16 protein-coding genes are annotated in these 22,339 nt (G+C 64.2%); 1 reads left to right on the forward strand and 15 read right to left on the reverse strand.

Features of this window, described 5'->3' with window-relative positions; all coding sequences use genetic code 11:
- Positions 1-36: 36 nt before the first annotated feature.
- Complete coding sequence (locus tag H2509_RS11755; protein WP_182165479.1) at positions 37-2,481, forward strand: ATP-dependent helicase; 2,445 nt, start codon at positions 37-39, stop codon at positions 2,479-2,481.
- 20 nt (positions 2,482-2,501) lie between these two features.
- Here the strand turns inward: H2509_RS11755 and H2509_RS11760 are convergent, their stop codons facing one another.
- The 15 genes from H2509_RS11760 to mraY form a co-directional block, all read right to left on the reverse strand.
- Complete coding sequence (locus tag H2509_RS11760; RefSeq protein WP_182165481.1) at positions 2,502-2,966, reverse strand: c-type cytochrome; 465 nt, start codon at positions 2,964-2,966, stop codon at positions 2,502-2,504.
- 651 nt (positions 2,967-3,617) lie between these two features.
- Positions 3,618-5,795: an NAD-dependent DNA ligase LigA gene (gene ligA, locus H2509_RS11765; protein ID WP_182165483.1), complete on the reverse strand. Its 2,178-nt coding sequence runs from the start codon at positions 5,793-5,795 to the stop codon at positions 3,618-3,620.
- Between the two features lie 90 nt (positions 5,796-5,885).
- Positions 5,886-7,556 (reverse strand): DNA repair protein RecN, encoded by a 1,671-nt coding sequence (gene recN, locus H2509_RS11770; protein ID WP_182165485.1) that lies wholly within the window; start codon positions 7,554-7,556, stop codon positions 5,886-5,888.
- Positions 7,557-7,625: 69 nt separating this feature from the next.
- Positions 7,626-8,429, reverse strand: coding sequence for an outer membrane protein assembly factor BamD (locus tag H2509_RS11775; protein WP_182165762.1), 804 nt, complete (start codon positions 8,427-8,429; stop codon positions 7,626-7,628).
- A gap of 243 nt (positions 8,430-8,672) precedes the next feature.
- Entirely contained in the window at positions 8,673-9,629 is a 957-nt protein-coding gene (gene lpxC / locus H2509_RS11780; RefSeq protein WP_182165487.1) for a UDP-3-O-acyl-N-acetylglucosamine deacetylase, read from the reverse strand.
- A 490-nt stretch (positions 9,630-10,119) separates the two neighbouring features.
- Positions 10,120-11,889 carry a cell division protein FtsZ gene (gene ftsZ, locus H2509_RS11785; protein ID WP_182165489.1) on the reverse strand — a complete coding sequence of 590 codons (1,770 nt, stop codon included), beginning with the start codon at positions 11,887-11,889 and terminating at the stop codon, positions 10,120-10,122.
- A gap of 104 nt (positions 11,890-11,993) precedes the next feature.
- On the reverse strand, positions 11,994-13,316 hold the full coding sequence (gene ftsA / locus H2509_RS11790) for a cell division protein FtsA (protein WP_182165491.1): 1,323 nt from the start codon (positions 13,314-13,316) through the stop codon (positions 11,994-11,996).
- Positions 13,313-14,227, reverse strand: coding sequence for a cell division protein FtsQ/DivIB (locus tag H2509_RS11795; protein WP_182165493.1), 915 nt, complete (start codon positions 14,225-14,227; stop codon positions 13,313-13,315). Before H2509_RS11795 ends, ftsA begins: the two co-directional genes overlap by 4 nt.
- Complete coding sequence (locus H2509_RS11800; protein ID WP_182165495.1) at positions 14,215-15,147, reverse strand: D-alanine--D-alanine ligase; 933 nt, start codon at positions 15,145-15,147, stop codon at positions 14,215-14,217. The genes H2509_RS11795 and H2509_RS11800 overlap by 13 nt, the downstream gene beginning before the upstream one ends.
- Entirely contained in the window at positions 15,140-16,126 is a 987-nt protein-coding gene (gene murB, locus H2509_RS11805) for a UDP-N-acetylmuramate dehydrogenase (protein WP_182165497.1), read from the reverse strand. The genes H2509_RS11800 and murB overlap by 8 nt, the downstream gene beginning before the upstream one ends.
- Positions 16,123-17,541 (reverse strand): UDP-N-acetylmuramate--L-alanine ligase, encoded by a 1,419-nt coding sequence (murC, locus tag H2509_RS11810; protein WP_182165499.1) that lies wholly within the window; start codon positions 17,539-17,541, stop codon positions 16,123-16,125. Before murC ends, murB begins: the two co-directional genes overlap by 4 nt.
- Entirely contained in the window at positions 17,538-18,665 is a 1,128-nt protein-coding gene (gene murG / locus H2509_RS11815) for an undecaprenyldiphospho-muramoylpentapeptide beta-N-acetylglucosaminyltransferase (RefSeq protein ID WP_182165501.1), read from the reverse strand. Before murG ends, murC begins: the two co-directional genes overlap by 4 nt.
- 25 nt (positions 18,666-18,690) lie before the next feature.
- Positions 18,691-19,848 (reverse strand): putative lipid II flippase FtsW, encoded by a 1,158-nt coding sequence (gene ftsW, locus H2509_RS11820; protein ID WP_182165503.1) that lies wholly within the window; start codon positions 19,846-19,848, stop codon positions 18,691-18,693.
- The gene (murD, locus tag H2509_RS11825) at positions 19,848-21,248 is read right to left on the reverse strand and encodes a UDP-N-acetylmuramoyl-L-alanine--D-glutamate ligase (protein WP_182165505.1); all 1,401 of its coding nucleotides are present in this window, start codon (positions 21,246-21,248) and stop codon (positions 19,848-19,850) included. Before murD ends, ftsW begins: the two co-directional genes overlap by 1 nt.
- 3 nt (positions 21,249-21,251) lie before the next feature.
- Positions 21,252-22,337, reverse strand: a complete 1,086-nt coding sequence (mraY, locus tag H2509_RS11830) for a phospho-N-acetylmuramoyl-pentapeptide-transferase (protein WP_182165507.1) — start codon at positions 22,335-22,337, stop codon at positions 21,252-21,254.
- Positions 22,338-22,339 lie beyond the last annotated feature (2 nt).

Below are 22,339 nucleotides of genomic sequence, written 5' to 3' on the forward strand. Positions count from 1 at the left end.
CGTCCAATATAGAGATACCGAAAATTCGGCGGCCCCATGCCTCATGATCCGAGCGATCCCACCCGGCGGATCGAGCCTCATTTCGAGACAGAAGCACCCGTTTCCGGCGGCATAGCCGCGCGCGCGCTCGCCGCCCGGCAGCAAGCCATGCAGAATGCGCCCTATCTGGAGGGGCTGAACCCGGAACAGCGCGCGGCAGTCGAGACGCTGGAAGGCCCGGTGTTGGTGCTTGCCGGCGCGGGCACCGGCAAAACGCGCGTTCTGACGACACGTATCGCCCATATCCTGACCGAAAACCGGGCATTTCCCGGCCAGATCCTCGCCGTGACGTTCACCAACAAGGCGGCGCGGGAAATGAAGGAGCGCATCGGCCACCTCATCGGCGGCAATGTGGAAGGCATGCCGTGGCTCGGCACCTTCCACTCGATCTGCGTGAAGATCCTGCGCCGGCACGCCGAACTCGTCGGACTGAAGTCAAGCTTCACCATCCTCGACACCGACGACCAGTTGCGGCTGATGAAGCAGGTGATCCAGGCGGAGGGACTGGACGAAAAGCGCTGGACGGCCCGCGCCTTCGCCTCGATCATCGACGGCTGGAAGAACCGGGCGCTGACCCCGGACCAGTTGCCGGAGGGCGAAGCGCGCGGCTTCGGCAACGGCAAGGGACGCAAGCTCTACGAGGAATATCAGGACCGGCTGTCGGTGCTGAACGCGGCCGATTTCGGCGACCTGCTGCTGCACACGATCACGCTGTTCCGCAAGCATCCCGACATTCTCGCCGACTATCAGCGCCGCTTCCGCTACATGCTGGTCGACGAGTATCAGGATACCAACATCGCGCAGTATCTTTGGCTGCGGCTGCTGGCGCAGGGCAATCCGAACATCTGCTGCGTGGGTGATGACGACCAGTCGATCTATGGCTGGCGCGGGGCGGAGGTCGACAACATCCTGCGCTTCGAGCACGACTTCAAGGGCGCCGTGGTCATCCGGCTCGAACGCAACTACCGCTCGACGAGCCATATCCTGGCGGCCGCCTCCCATCTGATCGCCCACAACGAAGGCCGGCTGGGCAAAACGCTCTTCACCGACCTTGCCGATCCCGATGCGGAGCGCGTGCAGGTCGCCAACGTTTGGGATTCGGAAGAAGAAGCCCGCTCGATCGGCGAGGAAATCGAGGCGCTGCAGGCCAAGGGCCACCGGCTCAACGACATGGCGATCCTGGTGCGCGCGTCCTTCCAGATGCGCGAATTCGAAGACCGCTTCGTCACGCTCGGCCTCAACTACCGGGTGATCGGCGGGCCCCGGTTCTACGAGCGCATGGAAATCCGCGACGCCATGGCCTATCTGCGTTGCGTGGCGCAACCGGCCGACGACCTCGCCTTCGAGCGGATCGTCAACACGCCGAAGCGCGGGCTCGGCGAAGCCACACTGAAGATCGTGCACGCGCTGGCGCGCGCCGAGCGTATCCCGCTGACGGAGGCCGCGTCCCGCCTCTGCCAGACGGAGGAACTGAAGCCGAAGGCCCGCACTTCGCTGAAGGGCCTGCTATCCGATTTCGACCGCTGGCGCGGGCAGCTTGAAACCCTGCCGCCGGGCGAACTGGCCGAGATCATCCTGGATGAAAGCGGCTATACGGAAATGTGGCGGCAGGATCGTTCGGCCGAAGCACCGGGCCGGCTCGACAACCTGAAGGAACTCAGCCATTCGATCGGCGAATTCGAGTCGATCGCCGGGTTCCTGGAGCATGTGTCGCTGGTGATGGACCGGGACGGCGGTCCCGGCGACGACGCGATCTCGCTGATGACGCTGCACTCGGCCAAGGGGCTGGAATTCGACACCGTGTTCCTGCCCGGTTGGGAGGAAGGCCTCTTTCCGCATCAGCGGGCGCTCGACGAGAGCGGGCGCGCGGGTCTGGAGGAAGAGCGGCGGCTCGCTTATGTGGGCATCACCCGCGCCAAGCGGCGTGCGAAGATCTGGTTTGCCTCCAACCGCCGCATTCACGGGCTCTGGCAGTCGACGGTACCGTCGCGGTTCCTGGAGGAACTGCCGGAAGACCAGGTGGAGATCGTCGAGCAGGGATCGGGCTACGGCGGCTATGGCGGCGGCGGCTTCGGCTCCTACGGCCCGAGCCGCTTCGACAATCGCGATCCCTTCCGTTCGTCCTATTCGACGCCGGGCTGGCAGCGCGCGCAAAAGGCGCGCGCGGAGGCAGGCAGCAGCGGCCGATCTTCCGGTTCCGGCTTCGCCGGGCGGGCAACGTTGTCCGAGCGGGGAAGACGCGAGGGCCCGAAGACGATCGAGGGCGAACTGGTCGCCAAGTCGGTTTCCGACGCTCCGTCGCAATTTTCAACCGGCGAGCGGGTTTTCCATATGAAATTCGGCTACGGCCACATCGCCACGATCGAAGGCAACAAGCTGACGATCGACTTCGACAAGGCCGGCCGCAAGCGCGTGCTTGACAGTTTCGTGGAACGCCCCTGATCGAACGGGCCCTGGCTGTGTCAGTTGGGCTGGCGGAAGCTCTCGTGGCAGCCGTTGCAGGTCTTGCCGAGTGCGCCGAGGCCCGCCTTGACGCTGTCGAGGCCGCCGCCAGCTTCCGCGGCTAGCGTTTCGGTAGCCTGACGCCAGGCGGCGATCTTTTCCTCCACCGCGGCCGGATCCGCCCACAATGCTTTCAGTGCCCGCGTCTTGCCGGGCATCGCCTCATTGTCCGTATCTATCGGGAAGAGCACCAGGATTTCCAGATGCGAAAGCTGATTGAGGTTGGTCGCGAAGACCGTCGCCTGCGCGGCATCGTAAGGAACCTCGCCCTTGGCCATGGCAGCCAACCCGCCGAGGTTGAAGCTGTTGAGGTTCATCAGCCCTTGGCGGGCCATAACGGCATCTTCCGCCCGGTCGGCAATGGCCGGCAATGCCGCAGATAACACAAAAGCCAAAGCGGATGTGGCAGCCAGAATACGCTTCATGTTCGAACCTCCCGTCCGATCTTAAAATGAAACATATCTATATTTTGTAATTTTCTATCTATTCTTCAATATGATAGGGAAGAAACTTTACTTTATATCTGGAATATCTCGACCATTATCGAGGAGTAAGTCAATATTATGCAATATAACTCTTCGTGAGTTTGTGGCCTCTGCATTGGGAATTTGCCGAGAGCATCGAAAATTCGGCACCATGGATCGCCGGGTCTTCGCCCGGCGAAGACGAGCGGAGAGGCGGTGCGTCCGGTATCACGGCCGAGGATTGCCTGGGCTTTCCGACCCACTCCCGTCATCCCACACCAGTGAGGACGCAGTCCGAACGCCGATGCGGGATCCAGACATCTTTCGCGCGAAGCGCGTCTCTATTTGATTGGGGTGCGGGCTTTGCCCGCGATGATTTCTGGATACCGGCTCTCGCGATGCGCTTACGCGCACGCGGGCCGGTATGACGGCGGAGTTTATGGCCGCTTCTCTGCCGTAACCTCTCGGTTCGTCATACGCGGGCTCGACCCGCGTATCCATTCAGCCTGCGCGCTCGTCGTCATCACCAGTGGGTCGCCGGTTCATTTCTGGATCGAGGCCCGGCGAAGGCGAGAGGAAAGGCGGTGCCCCTGCGGCGCCCTGCTCCACAGCCTATCCGATCCCGGCGAGTTCCAGCCATTCCGCTTCGCTGATGACCGTTATGCCGAGCTCTTCCGCCTTTTTCAGCTTGGAACCCGCTCCAGGTCCGGCGACGACGATATCCGTCTTCTTCGAAACCGAACCTGCCACCTTGGCGCCGAGCGACTCCGCCTTGGCCTTGGCCTCATCGCGGCTCATATGCTCCAGCGTACCGGTGAAGACCATGGTCTTGCCGGCGACGGGCGAGCCTTCCGTCGAGACCGCTTCCATATCCTGAGGCGTTACCTGCGCTAGCAACTCCCTCACAGCCTTGCGATTGTGGTTCTCGGCGAAGAACTCCACCAGCGCGCGGGCCACCGTCTCGCCGATACCGTCGATATTGAGAAGATCCTGCCAGGCATCGCCCTCGTTGACGGCGGCTTCCATCGTCTCGGCGAAGGTCGCCCACGAGCGATAGTGGCGCGCGAGCAACTTGGCATTGCCCTCGCCGACATGGCGGATGCCGAGCGCGAAGATGAACCGGTTGAGGTCGATCGAACGGCGCGCATCGATCGCGGCGAAAAGGTTGGCGGCACTGGTTTCGCCCCATCCCTCGCGGTTTTTCAGCTTCCTGATCGCCGACGCCTCGTCGCGTGCCTGCAAGGTGAAGATATCGGCGGGCTGGCGGATACCGCCCTCCTCCATCGGCAACTCGTAGAAAAACTCGACCTGCTTGTCGCCGAGCCCCTCGATGTCGAAGGCATTGCGCGAGACGAAATGCTTGAGCTTTTCCTTGGCCTGTGCCGGGCAGATCAAACCGCCGGTGCAGCGGCGCACGGCATCCGGGCGGCCGGTCTTGGCGTTGATCTCGCGCACCGCATGACTGCCGCAGGCAGGGCAAACTGCCGGGAATTCGAAGGGCTTGGCGTCGGCCGGGCGCTTGTCCAGATCGACGTCGATGATCTGGGGTATGACGTCGCCCGCACGCTGGATCTGCACCGTGTCACCAATGCGCACGTCCTTGCCGCCACGGATCGGCTCGCCATCGGCGCCGAGGCCCTTGATATAATCCTCGTTGTGCAGGGTCGCGTTGGACACGACGACGCCGCCGACGGTGACGGGCTCCAGCTTGGCGACCGGCGCCAGCGCGCCCGTGCGCCCGACCTGTATCTCGATATCCTTGACGGTGGTGAAAGCCTTCTCCGCCGCGAACTTGTGGGCAATCGCCCAGCGGGGCGCGCGGGATACGAAACCGAGGCGCGCCTGCAGGTCGAGCCGGTCGACCTTGTAGACCATGCCGTCGATATCGTAGCCGAGATGGGCCCGCTCCTCCTCCGTGGCGTGATAGGCGGCAAGCAATTCCTCGACGCTCTCGCAGCGGCGCATGCGGGGATTGATCTCAAAGCCCCAGTCCCCGAACAAGGCAACCATTTCCATCTGGGTCTGGCGGGGCACGTCGCTCATCTCGCCCCAGGCATAGGCGAAGAAGCGCAAGGGCCGCTCGGCGGTCACCGCCGGATTGAGCTGGCGAAGCGAACCGGCCGCGGCGTTGCGCGGATTGGCGAAGACCTTGCCGCCATTCGCCGCCATACGCTCGTTCAGCGCGCGGAAATCCGCATGCGCCATATAGACTTCGCCGCGTATCTCGACGACTTCCGGCGCTCCCTCGGGCAGACGGCGGGGAATGTCCGCGATCGTCTTCGCATTGGCCGTGACGTTTTCGCCGACCGTGCCGTCGCCGCGCGTGGCGGCACTCACCAGCGCTCCATTCTCGTAGCGCAGCGACAGCGACAGCCCGTCGATCTTCGGCTCGGCCGTGACGGCGATGGCCCCCATCAACGGATCGAGCATCAGGAAGCGTCGGACACGGCCGACGAAGTCGCGCACGTCCTCGTCGCTGAAGGCATTGTCCAGCGACAGCATCGGCACCGAGTGGGTGATCTTGCCAAAGCCCTCGCTGGGCGCCGCGCCGACACGCCGCGACGGGCTGTCCTCGCGCACGAGTTCGGGGAAGCGCGCCTCGATCTCATCGTTGCGCCGCTTCAGTGCGTCATAGGCGGCGTCGGAAATCTCGGGCTGGTCTTCGCCATGGTAAAGCTTGTCGTGACGGGCGATTTCCTTCGCGAGCCGCTCCAGTTCGCCGGCCGCTTCCTCCATGGTGAGGTCGTCCACGGCGCGGCGCGCCAGTTCGGATTGTCCCTGTTCGCTCATTTCGGCTCCGCCACGGCGCTCACTTGCCGAACTGGAATTGGCTTCAGGCGCGCTGCCGTCAAGCCGATCCGCGTCCGCATCGTCAAAATTCTAGGTCAGGATTTCCGCAAGCAGGCTGTCCGCCGCCGCCCGCGCTTCGTCTGTAATGCGCGCACCGGCAAGCATGCGGGCGATTTCCTCGCGCCGATGCTCGCTCGAGATCCGGTTGACCCTGGTCGCCACCCGCTCGGCATCCGCTTCCACCTTGGAGATGAGGAAGTGGCCCGCCGCCCGTGCCGCCACCTGCGGAGCATGGGTCACGGTGAGAACCTGCACGTTGCGGGCCAGACGCGCCAGCCTGTCGCCGATCGCCTGGGCGACGGCACCGCCGACGCCGGTGTCAATCTCGTCGAAGACCAGCGTGGGGGCCGAGCCGCGATCGGCGAGCGAGACCTTGAGCGCCAGCAGAAAACGGGACAATTCGCCGCCCGAGGCGACCTTCATCATCGGACCCGGCCGGGTACCCGGATTGGTCTGCACCCAGAATTCGATCTGGTCGATGCCATCCGGTCCGCCTTCATCGGGCGTCACCGTCTGCTCCACCAGGAAACGCGCCCGATCAAGCTTCAGGTCCGGCAATTCGCGGGCGACGGAAGACGAGAGCGCATCAGCCGCGTTGCGCCGCTTTTCCGACAGCGCCCTGGCGCGGGTCGCATAAAGGGCCGCCGTTTCTTCAGCCGCCCTCGCAAGTCCCGCAAGCTGCGCCTCGCCAGCATCCAGCGCCGCTAGGTCATCCGACATACGGTCACGCAAGGCGGGAAGATCGTCCACCATGACGCTGAACTTGCGCGCGGCGGCACGTAGGCCAAAGAGCCGCTCTTCGACACTTTCAAGCGTACGCGGATCGAAATCCGTCGACCGCACTGCAGCTTCAAGCCCGCTCCTGGCGTCCTCAAGCTGATCGAGCGCCGCCGCGAGAGCCGCGACAGGCCCCTGCAGAAGACTGCCCGCCTGATCCACCTTGCGCTCCAGCCGGCGCCAGAGGCTGGCAATCTCCGGGATCGGCGATCCGTTGCCGTTCAGGGTCTCGTAAGCTTCGTTGAGGTCCCCTGCGATCTTTTCGACCTGCATCATCGCATGGCGGCGGTCGGCGAGTTCGGTTTCCTCGCCGGGCTGCGGATCGAGTTCGGAAAGCTCATCGACCGACGCTCGCAGATAGTCCGCTTCGCGGCGGGCGGCCTCGATCCGGGCCTCGTGATCCCGCATTGCCTTGGCAGCCGTCCGCATGGCGCGAAAGGCGGCGGAAACCTCCTCCCGGTCGGCTTCCAGGCCGGCGAAACTGTCGAGGATCAGCCGGTGTTCGGCCGGGTCGGTAAAGGCGCGGGCATCATGCTGGCCGTGGATCTCGACGAGCGAAGCCCCGATCTGGCGCAGGAGCGTTACGCTGACCGCCTGATCGTTGACGAAGGCGCGGCTGCGCCCGTCGGCCGCCTGAATGCGGCGCAGGATCACGTCGCCATCGTCGGAAATGTCATTTTCCCGCAGTATATTGCGCGCGGGATGAGCCATCGGCACGTCGAAGACCGCCGTTACCTGGCCCTGGTCCTGACCATGGCGGACGAGCCCTGCATCCCCGCGCCCCCCAAGGGCCAGGGACAGCGCATCGAGAAGAATGGATTTTCCAGCACCTGTCTCGCCCGTCAGAACCGACATGCCGCCGGCAAATTCAAGGTCGAGACGGTCGATCAGAACGATATCGCGAATAGCCAGGCTTGCGAGCATTCAGGACCGGAACAGCGGAAGGAACATCGGGACTTGTCGCGAATCCGGCCGCCAATGCGACCGTATTCGTCAAAGCACGTTGATACCCTTAAACGTCCGGCTGATCCAGCTTTCGCTGCTCTCCGACGGTTCGTAGCCACCTTCCTTGAGCAGGTTGTAGGCGTCCTTGTACCACTGGCTGTCAGGATAGTTGTGGCCGAGCACGGCGGCCGCCGTCTGCGCCTCGTTGACGACGCCGAGCGCATAGTAGCACTCGGTAAGGCGGAAAAGCGCCTCCTCAACGTGCCGCGTGGTCTGGTAATTGATCACCACCGTCTTGAAACGGTTGATGCCTGCCAGATAATTGCGCTTCTTCAGGTAATAGCGGCCGATATCCATTTCCTTGCCGGCGAGCTGGTCGTCGGTGGCGCGGATCTTCTGGCGCGCATCATCGGCATATTCGGAATCGGGGAAACGCTCGACCAGTTCGCCAAAGGCGGCCAGCGCCCGCTGCGTGTTTTCCTGATCGCGCGTCACATCCGGAATCTGGCGGTAATAGGACTGCCCGATGATGTAGAGGGCATAGGCCGAATCGGGATTGCCGGGATAAAGCGTCGTAAACCGCTTGGCGGCATTGATCGCTTCCGGGAACTTGCCACGCGAATAGTTCAGGTAGGCCGTGTTGATCAGAGACTTACGAGCGTATTCGGAATAGGGATAGAACTTGTCCAGGTCGTTGAACTTTTCCGCCGCTTCCGAGAGCCGGCCTTCGTTGCGCAGCGCAAGACCTTCGTTGTAGAGGGTTTCGGCCGGCACATCCGTGGTCGCCAGTTCGTCATCGTCCGTGGAGGAGCAGGCGGCGAGCAGCAGGGTCGCAAGGGCAACAGCCGACATACGTACAAAAGACAGTCGGCCGGAAAATGACCGGTTCAGCTTGTCGCCTCTTTCCGCTCGCACCGTCAAAATCTCCCTGAAACCTTCTCGCGGGCGGACCGGAATACGGTCTCGATCCCAACCTGCAAATCCCGATCGCCGAGCCTTGTAGCGGAAAGCTACCCGGCGCGTCACGTCCTGTGCAGGATATTTCGAACTTTTTTGTGGCCGTGCCGGCGACGGAACGCGCCTGTCATCCACTATTCAGGAGACATTCGGCCCGAATGCCGCCGCGCTCAGGCCGCTGACGACTTCGGCCGAGCCCATCTCGCGGCGCGCCGGAGCCTCGACGATCTCGAAAGCCCCTGCCCCGGCATTCTCGAAGAGCTCAACGAGAATGGCGTGGTTCATGCGATGACCGCCCTTGTAGGAGCGGTAAAGGCCCAGGATCGGCAGACCCGCAAGCGCCAGATCGCCCACGGCATCCAGCGTCTTGTGGCGGACGAACTCGTCCGGCCAACGGGTTCCCTCGGGGTTGACGACCTTGTCGTCGGCGATCGCAACAGAATTTTCGAGCGACGAACCAAGCGCGAACCCATGCGCCCAAAGCTTTTCGACGTCGGCGACCGAACCGAAAGTCCGGGCGCGAGCCAACTCGCGGCGAAAATTCGCCGGCGTCAGGTCGATCTCGAGACTCTGGCGGCCAATCGCGGAGGTCTCGAAATCGATCGTGACCTCGAAGCGCGTGCCGTCATGGGGAAGCAGTTCACACCAGGCATCGCCCTGGGCGATGCGAACGGGCTTCAGTACCCGGACATAACGGCGCGGCGCACCAAGTGTCTTCAGCCCGACCTGCTCGATGGCCTCAACGAAATCGGCCGAGCTGCCATCCATGATCGGCATTTCCGGACCGTCCATCTCGACGATCACATTATCGACGCCAAGACCGCGAAGCGCCGCCATGAGATGCTCGACGGTCGCGACACCTCCCGACTTCGGATCGCCGAGAACCGTGCAAAGCGCTGTCGCCGACACGCATTTCCAGTGGGCGGGCGTTTCCACCTCGCGCCCAGACTTCGCATCATGCGCCTGGAAGACGATGCCGGCACCGGCATCCGCGGGCAGCAGCGTGACGCTGGCCGGGCCACCGGAATGCACACCGATACCCCTGAGCGTGACCGGTTCAGCAAGCGTCGTCTGCCGGTCGTTGCGAAGCGTCATGGTCCTGCCTTTTATCCTTGGCCGCTGGCTTTCCGGCCGGTTCGTTCGATGTCGACCAGATCGCGTTCTGTCCGGGGTAGAGCTTGCGCCGGGAAACATACGCTCCGTCGCATGGCTTTCCGAAAACGAGCTGTCTGGCCGAAAATTCGGGTTGGAAACGAGAGCCGATTCAGACCTAAGGCTATGATTCGGTTAACGCTTCCGAGGCAGCGCAACCATACAGGCATGTCTGCAATTTGATGAAATAAAGCTTTGTTACGCTTTGTAACGACGAGGCCGATCTTAATTAATTGATTTATTTAGATATTTTCGCCTTCCGTAACGACATTGGCCCGACTATGTGCCGGGCCAATGGAGGGATGGTCGGGGAATCGCGAAAATTTCCGGTTCCGGCCCGATTTCCGAGTTCCGCTCCGGAGCCGGAAACCTCATTCGCCGGCGAAATCGAGCCCTGCCGAAAGGGGTCTCTCCGGCAGGGCAGATACGCTTCTCAGTTTGCCTGGCGGCGCAGGAAAGCCGGGATCTCCAGCTGGTCGTCCTCGGAAAGCGGACGGGGCCGGGGGGCCGGGCGACCGGTCAGGTCGAGATTTCCTTCCGCGCCCTGAGCCTGCGGACGCGGCTGGGGAGCGCGCGGAGCGGGTTGGGGCTGACGGGCAACCGGCTGCTGGGGAGCGGCCGGGCGAGGCGCCGGCGCCTGCGGACGCGGCGCGGCCATGCGCGGAGCAGCCTGAGGTGCGGGCTGGGCCGGCATTTCGGCATGCGCTTCTTCCTCATGATGGTCATCACGACGCGACAGGCCGCTTGCCAGACGGCGCAACAGGCTCATCGGGCGCCGGTCTTCGGCGTGCTCGTGATGATGCCCCTCGTCGCGAGCACGCATCTCGCGCTGCGCCACCGGCGGGAAATCCTCCAGGTTCGGTATCCGCACGCCCGAAGGTGCCTGCTCGGCAACCGGCGGAATATAGGGTCCCACCGGCTGGACTTCGTCTCTCAGCGCAACAGCCATTTCCGCCTCCATATCCTCCAGGGCTACGGGAGCATCGGCGATCATCTCCTCGCTCGGCGTGAAAGGCTTGATCTCGACAGCCGGATCGGTCGCGGCGGCAACGGGCGCGGGCTCGGGAATCGCCAGTTCACGCTCCATTGAACGGATCGCCTGCTCGGCGGGGGTCGGCTGCTTTGCCTTGGCGGAAGGAGCAGGCTGCGGGCGTGGCGCTGCCGCTGCAGGCTGCTGGCGCAGACGCTCGGTGAGCTCGGCCATGCGGGCGTGGGTCGGGGAGGCTTCTTCCGTCAGATCCTTGTCGATGCCGGTTGCGACGACGGAAACGCGGATGATGCCGTCCAGGCTCTCGTCGAAGGTGGCGCCAAGGATGATATTGGCGTCGGAATCGACTTCCTCGCGAATGCGGGTCGCCGCTTCGTCCAGTTCGAAGAGAGTGAGGTCGTTGCCGCCGGTGATGGAGATCAGCAGGCCACGAGCGCCCTTCATCGAAGTCTCGTCGAGCAGCGGATTGGCGATCGCGGCTTCGGCCGCCTGGATCGCACGCTTCTCGCCGGAGGCCTCGCCCGTGCCCATCATCGCCTTGCCCATGCCGCGCATGATCGAACGGACGTCGGCGAAGTCGAGGTTGATGAGGCCTTCCTTCACCATCAGGTCGGTGATGCAGGCAACGCCGGAATAGAGCACCTGGTCGGCCATGGCGAAGGCATCGGCGAAGGTGGTCTGCGCATTGGCGATGCGGAAGAGGTTCTGGTTCGGAATGACGATCAGGGTGTCGACATTCTTCTGCAGGTCGATGATGCCGGCATCGGCAATGCGCATGCGGCGCGCGCCCTCGAACTGGAAGGGCTTGGTGACGACGCCAACCGTGAGGATGCCCTTCTCACGGGCCGCGCGGGCCACAACGGGCGCCGCACCGGTACCGGTGCCGCCGCCCATCCCGGCGGTGATGAACACCATGTGGGAGCCCGAGAGGTGATCATTGATCTCGTCGATCACTTCCTCGGCCGCCGCCGCGCCCACTTCAGGCTGGGAGCCGGCGCCAAGACCCTCGGTAACCGCGACACCCATCTGGATGACGCGCTCCGCGTGGTTCATGGCCAGGGCCTGCGCGTCGGTATTGGCAACGACGAAGTCGCAACCCTGCAGGCCGGCCTGGATCATGTTGTTGACGGCGTTTCCGCCCGCGCCGCCAACGCCGAAGACCGTGATCCGTGGCTTCAGCTCCTGAATGTCGGGCATCTTCAGATTGATCGTCATAACTTCCTCGCGACCCCTTGGGTTCCGTTCTGGAACCCGTCTTCCCTCGTAAAAAACTTGCTCCGGCGAACCGGATTTTCATGTCCGAGGCGGATATCGCCGCCTCAGAAACTCTCCCTGATCCACTGGCCGACGCGGGCGAGATAGCCCGAGCCCATGCCCCATCGCCTGCCCATGCTTCTTGGTTCGAACTGTTCGATCTGGGCGACTTGCGGATAGATCAGCAGGCCGACCGAAGCCGCGAAGGCAGGACCCTTCGCCGCTTCCGGCAGGCCGGCAATACCAAGCGGGCGACCGAGACGGACGTTGCGGCCGAGAATGCGCCGCGCCACTTCGCCAAGACCCGTGAGCTGGCTTGCGCCACCGGTGAGCACGACCCGCTTGCCGACACGTCCGGCAAAACCGGATGCGGCCAGCCTGTCGCGCACCAGTTCCAGAATTTCCTCGACACGCGGGCGAATGACCCGCGTCAGCATCGCGCGCGGCACCTGGTTCGGCAGATCGCTTTCCGCGTCGACCGGCGGAACCGTGATGAAATCGCGCTCATCCGCCTGGCTCGGCAAGGCGGAGCCCTGCAGCGTCTTGATACGCTCGGCATCCTGCAGGCGGGTGGAAAGCGCCCGGGCGATATCCATCGTCACGTGATGGCCGCCAACGGCAATCGCATCGAGATGCACCATCTGTCCGTCGACGAAAACTGAAAGGGTGGTCGTGCCGCCCCCCATGTCGACGCAGGCGACGCCAAGCTCCGCCTCGTCGTCGACCAGCGTCGAAAGCCCGCTCGCGTAGGGCGTCGCCACCATCGTCTCGACGGTCAGGTGACCGCGGTTGATGCAAAGTTCCAGATTGCGCACCGGCGGCACTTCCGCCGTCACCACCTGCATGTCGACGCCCAGACGATGACCCATCATGCCGCGCGGATCGCGAATGCCGCGATTGCCGTCCAGCGCGTAGGAGATCGGCAGCGCATGCATGACCGCGCGCCCTTCCTGCACATTGTGGGCGGAACCGGCCGCGAGCACCCGCTGGATATCGGCCTCGGCGACGGAATCGGAGGAAAGCTCCACGCCCGCCGAGTAGATTTCGCTCTTCAGCCGGCCGCAGCTGACATTGGCCATCAGCGATTCAACCGTGACGCCGGCCATGCGCTCGGCGCTGTCGACGGCAAGCCGGATCGCCTGTTCCGCCGCATCCATGTCGACGACGACGCCGGACTTGATGCCGCGCGAACGCTGGTAGCCATAGCCCAGCACTTCGATGGCATGCGTGCGGCCGGGCATGACCTCGCTTTCCTCGCGAGGCGTGAGCTTGGCAATCAGGCAACAGACCTTGGTCGAACCGATGTCGAGCACGGAGACGACCACGGCGCGGCGGGCCGGAAGCGGCCGCATCTTCGGCAGATAGATCGGGGGAACCTTTGCGCTCATGTGTCGGTTCCGCTCCTCGGCCCCTTCGGCCGCGACGTGATGACGGCGTTGCGGCGAAGCGCCGCCTCGTCACTGAGGCGCACGACGACGCGGTCGGCCAGACGCAGGTCGACGGCGACGATATCGCGCGACAGGAGGCCGCTGTCGGCGTCCATCTTCATGACATCGGCAAGGGCGGCGGCAATGCCGGTTTCCGGCAGCCGCAGCGTGATCGCGTTTTCGAGGATCAGGTCCCAGCGACGATCCGAAATGAGGCGGGCGGCGCGTACGCGCGAGCGCAGGCCGGGAACGTCCTCGAGCTCGCTCAGGATTTCGCCGGCGCGATACTGCGCGCCATGGCCCAGCACCAGAAGGAGGTTTGCATAGCGGCCGTCGACATCGTCGGTGATCACCTCGCCCCTGGCGTTGATGATCGAGATGATGTCACCGCGCTGCCAGAGCGCAAACGGCTCGCGCTCGACGATGTTGACCTGAAGCGTGCCGGGGTAGAACTTGCGGACGGAGGCCTTTTCCACCCAGGGAATGTGCGACAGCCGCTGGCGCGCCGCTTCGGCGTCGAAGAGAGCGAGCGAGCTGTCTTCCTGAATTTCCAGCGCCTCGAGGATCTGGAACTCGGTGGTCTCGCGCTGACCGGTCAACTTCACCGCCTCGATGCGAAAGCCTGCTGCGGCGGTCAGTGATTCGGCGACCATGCGGCCATAGCCGCCGAGCACGATGCCGTAACCGATGGTGAGCGCGAGGAAACCGAGTGCACCGGCCGTGCCGGTCCATTGGGGAAGGTCGGCAAGGAAGCCCGCGGCCCGCCAGACAGGCCGGCGGTGCAGGCGCGGCACGCCGCGACCGCGCGGAGCAAGCTCCGCCTCGATCGGCAGGACCACGTCCTTGCTGCGTTTTCCCTTCAGCGTCCGCAACTTGCGTCCTCCACCATCCAGGTGACGAGTTCTTCAAACGAATGACCCGCATGGGCCGCGATATCCGGCACCAGCGAGGTCTCGGTCATTCCCGGCTGCGTATTGACTTCCAGGCAGATCAACTCGCCGGTACCGTGCAGCCGGTCGTCGTAGCGAAAATCCGCCCTGGACACTCCGGCGCAGCCGAGCGCCAAGTGAGCCTTCAGGGTAAGTTTCTGTACTTCTTGGTAAATAAAGGGTGAAATTTCCGCAGGAATTATGTGGCGCGACCCGCCGGGGGCATATTTTGCGTCGTAATCGTAAAACCCGTGCCCCTCGGAGATGATCTCGATGACCCCGAGAGCGACATTGCCGACCACGGCGCAGGTCAATTCCCGGCCGGGAACGTAGCGTTCCACCATGATCCGGTCGCCATAGGGCCAGTCGTCCGAATAAAGCTGCTGGGGAGGATGGGTGGCGTCTTCCGGCACGATCAAAACGCCGAAGGAAGAGCCCTCGCGCACCGGTTTTGCCACGTAAGGCGGCTTCATCACATGCGCCTTGGCTGCTTCGAAACGGTTAACGATCTTGTGTTCTGCAACAGGTACGCCGGCCGCCTTCATCACCGCCTTGGCCTTGGCCTTGTCGATGGCGAGGGCTGAAGCGGCGACGCCCGAGTGGGTGTAGGGAATGCCGAGGATCTCCAGCACGCCCTGAATGCAGCCGTCCTCGCCATAGGGGCCGTGCAGCGCGTTGAAAGCGACATCCGGGCGCAGCTTGGCGAGGACGTCGGCAATATCCCGCTGCACGTCCACGCGGGTGACGCGATAGCCGACCCGCTCCAGCGCATCGGCGCAAGCCGTGCCGGATTTCAGGCTTACAGGACGCTCCGACGACCAGCCGCCCATGAGGACGGCGACATGCTTGTTCGTATCAGCCATCGGCCATCGTCTCCTGTTCCGCCCGTTCACCGAGGAAGGGCCTGATTTCAACGCCCTGCGGGAAAAGCCCGAGCCGCCTGATTTCCCATTCCAGCGCGATGCCGGAATGAGCAAGCACGCGCGCCCGTACCGTTTCGCCGAGGCGTTCGAGATCCTCGGCCGTCGCGTCGCCGGTATTGATCATGAAATTGCAGTGCATGTCGGACATGCGGGCACCGCCGATCTGCAGCCCCCTGCAGCCGGCAGCATCAACCTCCTTCCAGGCCGAGGTACCGGGCGGATTCTTGAAGGTCGAACCACCCGTCTTCTCGCGGATCGGCTGCGCCTTCTCCCGATGCTCGGTCACTGCCTGCATTTCGGCGCGAATATCTGCCTCCGCCTTCGGCTCGCCCTGGAAGACGGCTTCGGTGAAGATCGTGTCCGCGGGTGCATCCGAATGCCGATAGCGGTAGTCGAGGTCAGCGTTGGAAAGGCGTACGACCTCTCCCTGCCGCGTCACTCCGGTCAATTCGACCATGACATCCCTGGTCTCGCCGCCATGAGCGCCGGCATTCATGCGCAGCGCGCCGCCAATGCCGCCGGGAATGCCGGCATAGAAGGCGAACCCGCCAAGCCCGGCCATGGCCGCTTCCTCCGCCAGCCTCTTGTCCGGCACCGCAGCCCCCACCCTGAGACGGCTCTCCCCTTCCCGGTTAACACCGCCGAAGCCGCGCCCGGTCAGGCGGACGACGACGCCGGGTATGCCGCCGTCGCGCACCAGAAGATTGGAGCCGAGGCCGATCGGCAGGACGGGTACGTCTTCCGGCAGAAGTGCCATGAAATTCGCGAGGTCTTCGGTGTCAGCCGGCTGGAAGAGAAGCTGCGCTGGACCGCCGACGCGAAACCAGGTCACCGCGGAGAGCGGCTGGTTCGCGGTCAGCTTGCCGCGAATGCCGGAAACGTCGAGGCCGCGCTCGGCCACGAGATCGGGGAACGTCATGCCCGCTGCCCGCCCAGTTGCGTGGCGAGTTCGCCCGGCAGCGCATAGGCCCAACCGCTGATCGACCCGGCACCGAGGCAGACCACATAGTCGCCCGGATGTCCGAGGCCCGCCACGGCCGGCGCCAGATCCTCCTGACCGGAGATTGCAATCACGCTGCGATGGCCTCGCGCCCTCAGACCGGCCGCAAGCGCCTCGCTGTCGATGCCTTCGATCGGCGCCTCACCCGCCGCATAGACAGGCGCAACGATCACGTGGTCGGCATCGTTGAAGCAGGTGCAGAACTCGTCGAACAGGCTTTGCAGGCGCGTATAGCGATGCGGCTGCACCACGGCGATGATCTTGCCGGAGGCGGCGCTTCTGGCAGCCGCCAGGACCGCGCGGATCTCCACCGGGTGATGGCCGTAATCGTCGAAGACATCGATGCCGCCGGTTTGCCCGGTATGGGTAAAGCGCCGCTTCACGCCGCCGAAAGCCGCCATGCCCTTGCGGATCTGAGCCGGCGTGAGGCCAAGCTTCCAGGCGACAGCGGTCGCAGCCGTTGCGTTGGAGACGTTGTGCCGGCCCGGCATCGGCAACATCAGCCCTTCGATGGTCTCGACCTCACCGGAAACGCGATCTCGCATTTCCACCGAGAAGATGGAATTCGCCCCCTCGGTCTTCAGGTCGAAATAGCGAACGTCCGCCTGGCGGTTCTCGCCATAGGTGACGATCTGCCTGTCGGCGATACGCCCGACCAGCGCCTGCACCTCGGGGTGATCGAGACACATCACCGCAAAGCCGTAGAACGGAACGTTTTCCACGAAATGCCGGAATGCCGCGCGCACGCTGTCGAAATCGCCGTAGTGGTCGAGGTGTTCCGGGTCGATATTGGTAACCACGGCAATGTCGGCCGGCAGCTTGACGAAGGTGCCGTCGCTCTCGTCCGCCTCCACCACCATCCAGTCGCCGCCGCCCATGCGGGCATTGGTGCCATAGGCGTTGATGATGCCGCCGTTGATGACGGTGGGATCCAGGCCGCCGGCATCGAGCAACGCGGCGATCATCGACGTGGTCGTCGTCTTGCCGTGGGTGCCGCCGATGGCGATCGCCTGCTTGAAGCGCATGAGCTCGGCCAGCATTTCCGCCCGGCGCACAACGGGAAGAAAGCGGGTGCGGGCCGCGCCCAGCTCCGGATTGTCGGCCTTGATCGCCGAGGAAACGACGACGACGCGGGCGTCCCCCAGATTGCGGGCGTCATGACCGACCGTGACCGGAATGCCCTTTTCGCGCAGGCGCTTCACATTGGCGCTTTCCGAAACATCCGAACCCTGCACCTTGTAACCGAGCGTATGCAGCACTTCCGCGATGCCGCTCATGCCGATGCCGCCGATGCCGACGAAATGAACCGGGCCGATATCCTGCGGCATTTTCATGAGTTCGTTCCTTTCTGGAAAGTGTCGGGAGCGCCGCCGCCAGCGATATGCTCGACGAGGTCGGCAAGCTGCTCCACGGCCCTGGGTTCGCCAGCCGTGAGCGCCGCCTTCGCGGCGGCGGCCAGCTTCTCCGGTGCGTCCATATAGTCTTCGAGCAAGGTGGCGAGATGGCCGGGCGTCATGTCCGCTTGCGCGACGGCAATCGCGCCGCCGCCTTGCGAAAGCATTTCGGCGTTGCGTCCCTGATCATTGTCGAGGGCGAGCGGGAACGGCACCAGGATCGACGGGCGGCCGATCACGGCCAGTTCGGTCACGGTCGAGGCGCCCGACCGGCTGATGACGAGGTGTGAGGCGGCGATGCGGTCCGCCATGTCCTTGTAGAAGGGAGCAAGCTCTGCCTCCATGCCAAGCACCTTGAGGCCGTTGCGCACCCTCTCCAGATCTTCCGGCCGGCATTGCTGGACGAGTTCGATACGCGAACGGCGCTCCGGCGGAAGCAAAGCGAGCGCTGCTGGCAACACTTCGGAAAAAAAGCGGGCGCCCTGCGATCCCCCGAACACCAGCAGGCGGAACATGCCGTCCTTCGCCGGCGGCGCATAGGGCGCACCGGCGAGGCGTCGGACACCGTCCCGCACCGGATTCCCCGTCAGGACGAACCGACCGCCGGAGGCTGCTGCCTTGCCGCCGGGCGCAATGCCGAGCGCGACGGCCCTTGCCCTGCTCGCCAGCATGCGGTTCGCCCGCCCCATCACCGCATTCGCTTCGTGCAGGATGGTCGGAACGCGGGAAAGAAAGCCCGCAAACATCGGGGGGAATGTCGGATAGCCGCCGAAGCCGACGATCACCTTCGGCTTTTCCTTACGCAGCAGCGAGAGGGCCTGAAGCGTTCCTCGCCCGAGCTTCGCCACGGTTCTGGCCAGCGCGAGCGGCGAACGGCCGCGCAGCGTGTCGGAAGCGATTATGTGGATTTCGCGCCCCGGAAACTTTTCGCCATAGCGGTCCGCGCGCTCGTCGGTGGCAAGATCCACCGCATAGCCACGCCGCATCAGCTCGCCGGCCAGCGCATAGGCCGGAAAAAGATGGCCGCCGGTTCCCCCGGCGGCGATGAGGATCAAACCCTTCATTGCCGATCTGCGTCTGTCGTTCTTGTCAGGTGAGGCTGGAGGGCTGCAGGCGGGAGACGACCACCGCATCCGTGCGGGTCGGCTGTGGCCGCTTTCTGGTCAGCGCCAGGACGAAACCCATGGCCAAGGCAACCGAGATCAGGGACGAGCCGCCATAGGATATGAACGGCAGCGTCATGCCCTTGGCCGGCATCAGATTCACATTCACCGCCATGTTGATGCAGGACTGCAGCCCGAAGAGCACCATCAGCGCGGAAGCGGCAAGCCGGTTGAACGGATCCGCGCTGCGGCCGGCCCTCGAAAGCCCGCGCAGCACCACGAAAGCGAAGACGGTGACCAGAAGCAGGCAGACAATGATGCCGAACTCCTCCGCCGCTACGGCGAAGATGAAGTCCGTATGGCTTTCCGGCAGCACACGCTTGATGGTTCCTTCGCCCGGCCCCCTTCCAAACCAGCTGCCCGAAACGAATGAGTCGAGCGCCCGATCGACGTTGAACGTGTCGCCGGCATCCGGATCGAGAAAGCGCGCGACGCGGCTTTGCACATGCGGCAGGAGGGCATAGGCGGCCACGAGGCCCGTCAACCCCAGTGCGCCGATAGGCAGGATGGCCAGCCAGGGCAAGCCGTTCAGGAAGAAGAGCGCTCCGAAAACGATGCTGAGCAACAGCGTCTGGCCGAAATCGGGCTGGGCGACGAGCAAGGCAACGCAGATGACGTAGATGAGGATCGACAGCAGGGCGCCGGGAACTTCGCGCCGGCGTCCGGCCTCCGAAAGAAGAAAGGCGATCAGCACCACGAAGGCCGGCTTCAGGAATTCCGAGGGCTGCAGCGAGATGCCGGCGATCGAGATCCAGCGCCGCGCACCCTTCACCTCGACGCCGAGGAAGAGGGTAGCCAGCATCATGGCAATGGAAATTGCGAAGACGATCAGTGCGACCCGGCGGATCATGCGCGGCGGCAGCGCCGAAGTCGCAAGCATCACGGCAATAGCCGGTATCAGGAAGAACGCCTGTCGCTTGACGAAGTGGTAGGTGTCGATGCCCAGCCTTTCGGCCACCGCCGGACTGGCCGCGAAGGACAGCACCACTCCGCCGATCATCAGGATGAAGAAGCCGGCGAGCAGGAACCGGTCCACGGTCCATAACCATTCGGCAAAGGGGCTGCGATCCGCTCTGCTGACCATCAGGCGACCTCCCGTCCATGGGGCTTGCCAATGACACGCTTTACGGCATCGACGAAGGCCGCTCCGCGAAGCTCGAAATTCGGAAATTGGTCGAAGGAAGCACAGGCGGGCGACAACAGGACCACCGGCTCCCTGTGATCGTCGGCGGCGGCATCGCGTGCCGCAGCGGCGACGGCCTCATCGAGTGTTCCGCTCACCACACAATCGGCCTTGCCGTCCAGCGTGCCTGCGAACTCCTCAGCCGCCTCGCCGATCAGGTAGGCCCTGGCGATGCGCGGGAAATAGTCGGCAAGCGGCGCGATACCCCCCGCCTTCGGCCGGCCGCCGGCAATCCAGTAGATGCGCGAAAAGCTGGCGAGCGCCCGTTCAGCTGCGTCGGCATTGGTTGCCTTGCTGTCGTTGACGAAAAGAACCCTGCCCTCGCGCGCAACGATTTCCATGCGATGCGACAGGCCGGGAAAGGTCTTCAGCCCCCTGACGATTTCTTCCCTAGTCAGGCCGAGCCGCAGCGCCGCCGCCACCGCGGCGGCGGCGTTTTGCGCATTGTGGGAGCCGCGCAGCGAGTCGATGCCTGCCAGATCGGTAAAGGGCTCCTGCCGCCCATCGTCGGCGACGAAAAGCTGCTGGCCCTGCGCGTAGACACCGCGCGCCACCGTCCGGCGCACGGAAATGCGACTGACCGGCTTGCCGGCCTGCTCCGCCCGGTCGGCGATTGCGGCAGACGGCGTGTCGTCGACGCCGACCACGGCAAAGTCGCTGCCCGAGATCAGGTGTTCCTTCACCGCGGCGTAGTTCTGCATCGTGCCGTGACGGTCGAGATGGTCGGGCGTCAGGTTGAGATGGATGCCGACGGATGGATCGAGCGTCGGCGCCAGGTCGATCTGATAGGAGGAGCACTCGACAACATAGGTGCGGCCGGCGGCAATCGGGGCAAGATCGAGAACGGGCGTGCCGATATTGCCGCCAAGCTGCACATCGCGCCCCGCGGACTTCACCAGATGGGCGATCAGCGCCGTGGTGGTCGATTTGCCATTGGTGCCGGTTATCGCGACAAACGACGTTTGCGGAGCGACGCGCCGCCGCTCGCGGCAAAAGAGCTCGATATCGCCGATCACTTCAATTCCGGCGGCGCGCGCCAGTTCCACGCTCCAATGGGGCCTGGGATGGGTGAGCGGCACGCCGGGCGCCAGCACGAGGGCGGCGAATTCGCTCCAGTCGGCATCACGCAGATCCCCGGTGCGGATACCGAGCGCGGCGGCGGCATCGACACGCGACGTCGCATCATCGAAGGCCAGGACATCGGCCCCGCCGGCGACAAGCGCGCGCGCCGTCGAGGTCCCGGACCCGCCGAGACCGAACAACGCCACCTTCCTGCCCTTGAAACTTTCGACGGGGATCATCGTCTACCTCAGTTTCAGCGTGGCAAGGCCGACCAGGGCCAGAACCACGGCAATGATCCAGAATCGGATCACAACCTGCGATTCGGTCCAGCCCAGATGCTCGAAATGATGATGGATCGGCGCCATCTTGAAAACGCGCTTGCCAGTCAGCTTGAAGGAAGCGACCTGGACGATGACCGACACAGCCTCCAGCACGAAGAGGCCGCCGATGATGGCGAGGACGATCTCGTGCTTCGTGGCAACGGCAATGGCACCGATCATCCCGCCGAGCGCCAGCGACCCGGTGTCGCCCATGAAGATGGCGGCGGGAGGCGCGTTGAACCACAGGAAGCCGAGGCCCGCGCCGATCACCGCGCCGCAGAGAACCGCAAGCTCGCCCGTTCCCGGCACATGATGAATCTGGAGGTAATCCGCAAAGACCGCGTTGCCCGAGAGGTAGGCAATGAGCGCGAAGGAGGCCGCAGCAATCATCACCGGCACGATGGCCAACCCGTCCAGGCCGTCGGTCAGGTTGACCGCATTGCCCGCGCCCACCACCACGAAGGCGGCGAAGGGGATGAAGAAGATGCCGAGATTGAGCGCTACATCCTTCAGGAACGGAAAGGCGATCGAGGTCGATAGGGGGTCGGCGTCAAGCAGCGTCACCGAGAAGGCGGCGATCCCTGCGATCAGGAATTCGAGCCCGAGCCTTGCGCGGCCGCCGAAGCCGGCATGGGTCGCCTTCTTCACCTTCAGGTAGTCGTCATAGAAGCCGATCAGGCCGAAGCCGACCGTCACGCCGAGCACGATCCATGTGTAGGGGCTCTTCAGGTTTGCCCAAAGCAGCGTCGCCACGATCATGCCCGACAGGATCATCAGCCCGCCCATGGTGGGCGTGCCCTTCTTGGTCAGAAGATGGCTTTGCGGACCGTCGGCGCGGATCGGCTGGCCCCGACCCTGGCGCAGGCGGAGCGAGGAAATGATCTTCGGACCGAAGAGAAAGACGAAAAGCAGCGCCGTCATGATGGCGCCGCCGGTTCGAAACGTGATGTACCGGAAAACGTTCAGTGCTGAAAACTGACCCGACAATTCACCGAGAAGATAGAGCATGC

This window comes from Stappia albiluteola, assembly GCF_014050225.1.
Classification (GTDB): domain Bacteria; phylum Pseudomonadota; class Alphaproteobacteria; order Rhizobiales; family Stappiaceae; genus Hongsoonwoonella; species Hongsoonwoonella albiluteola.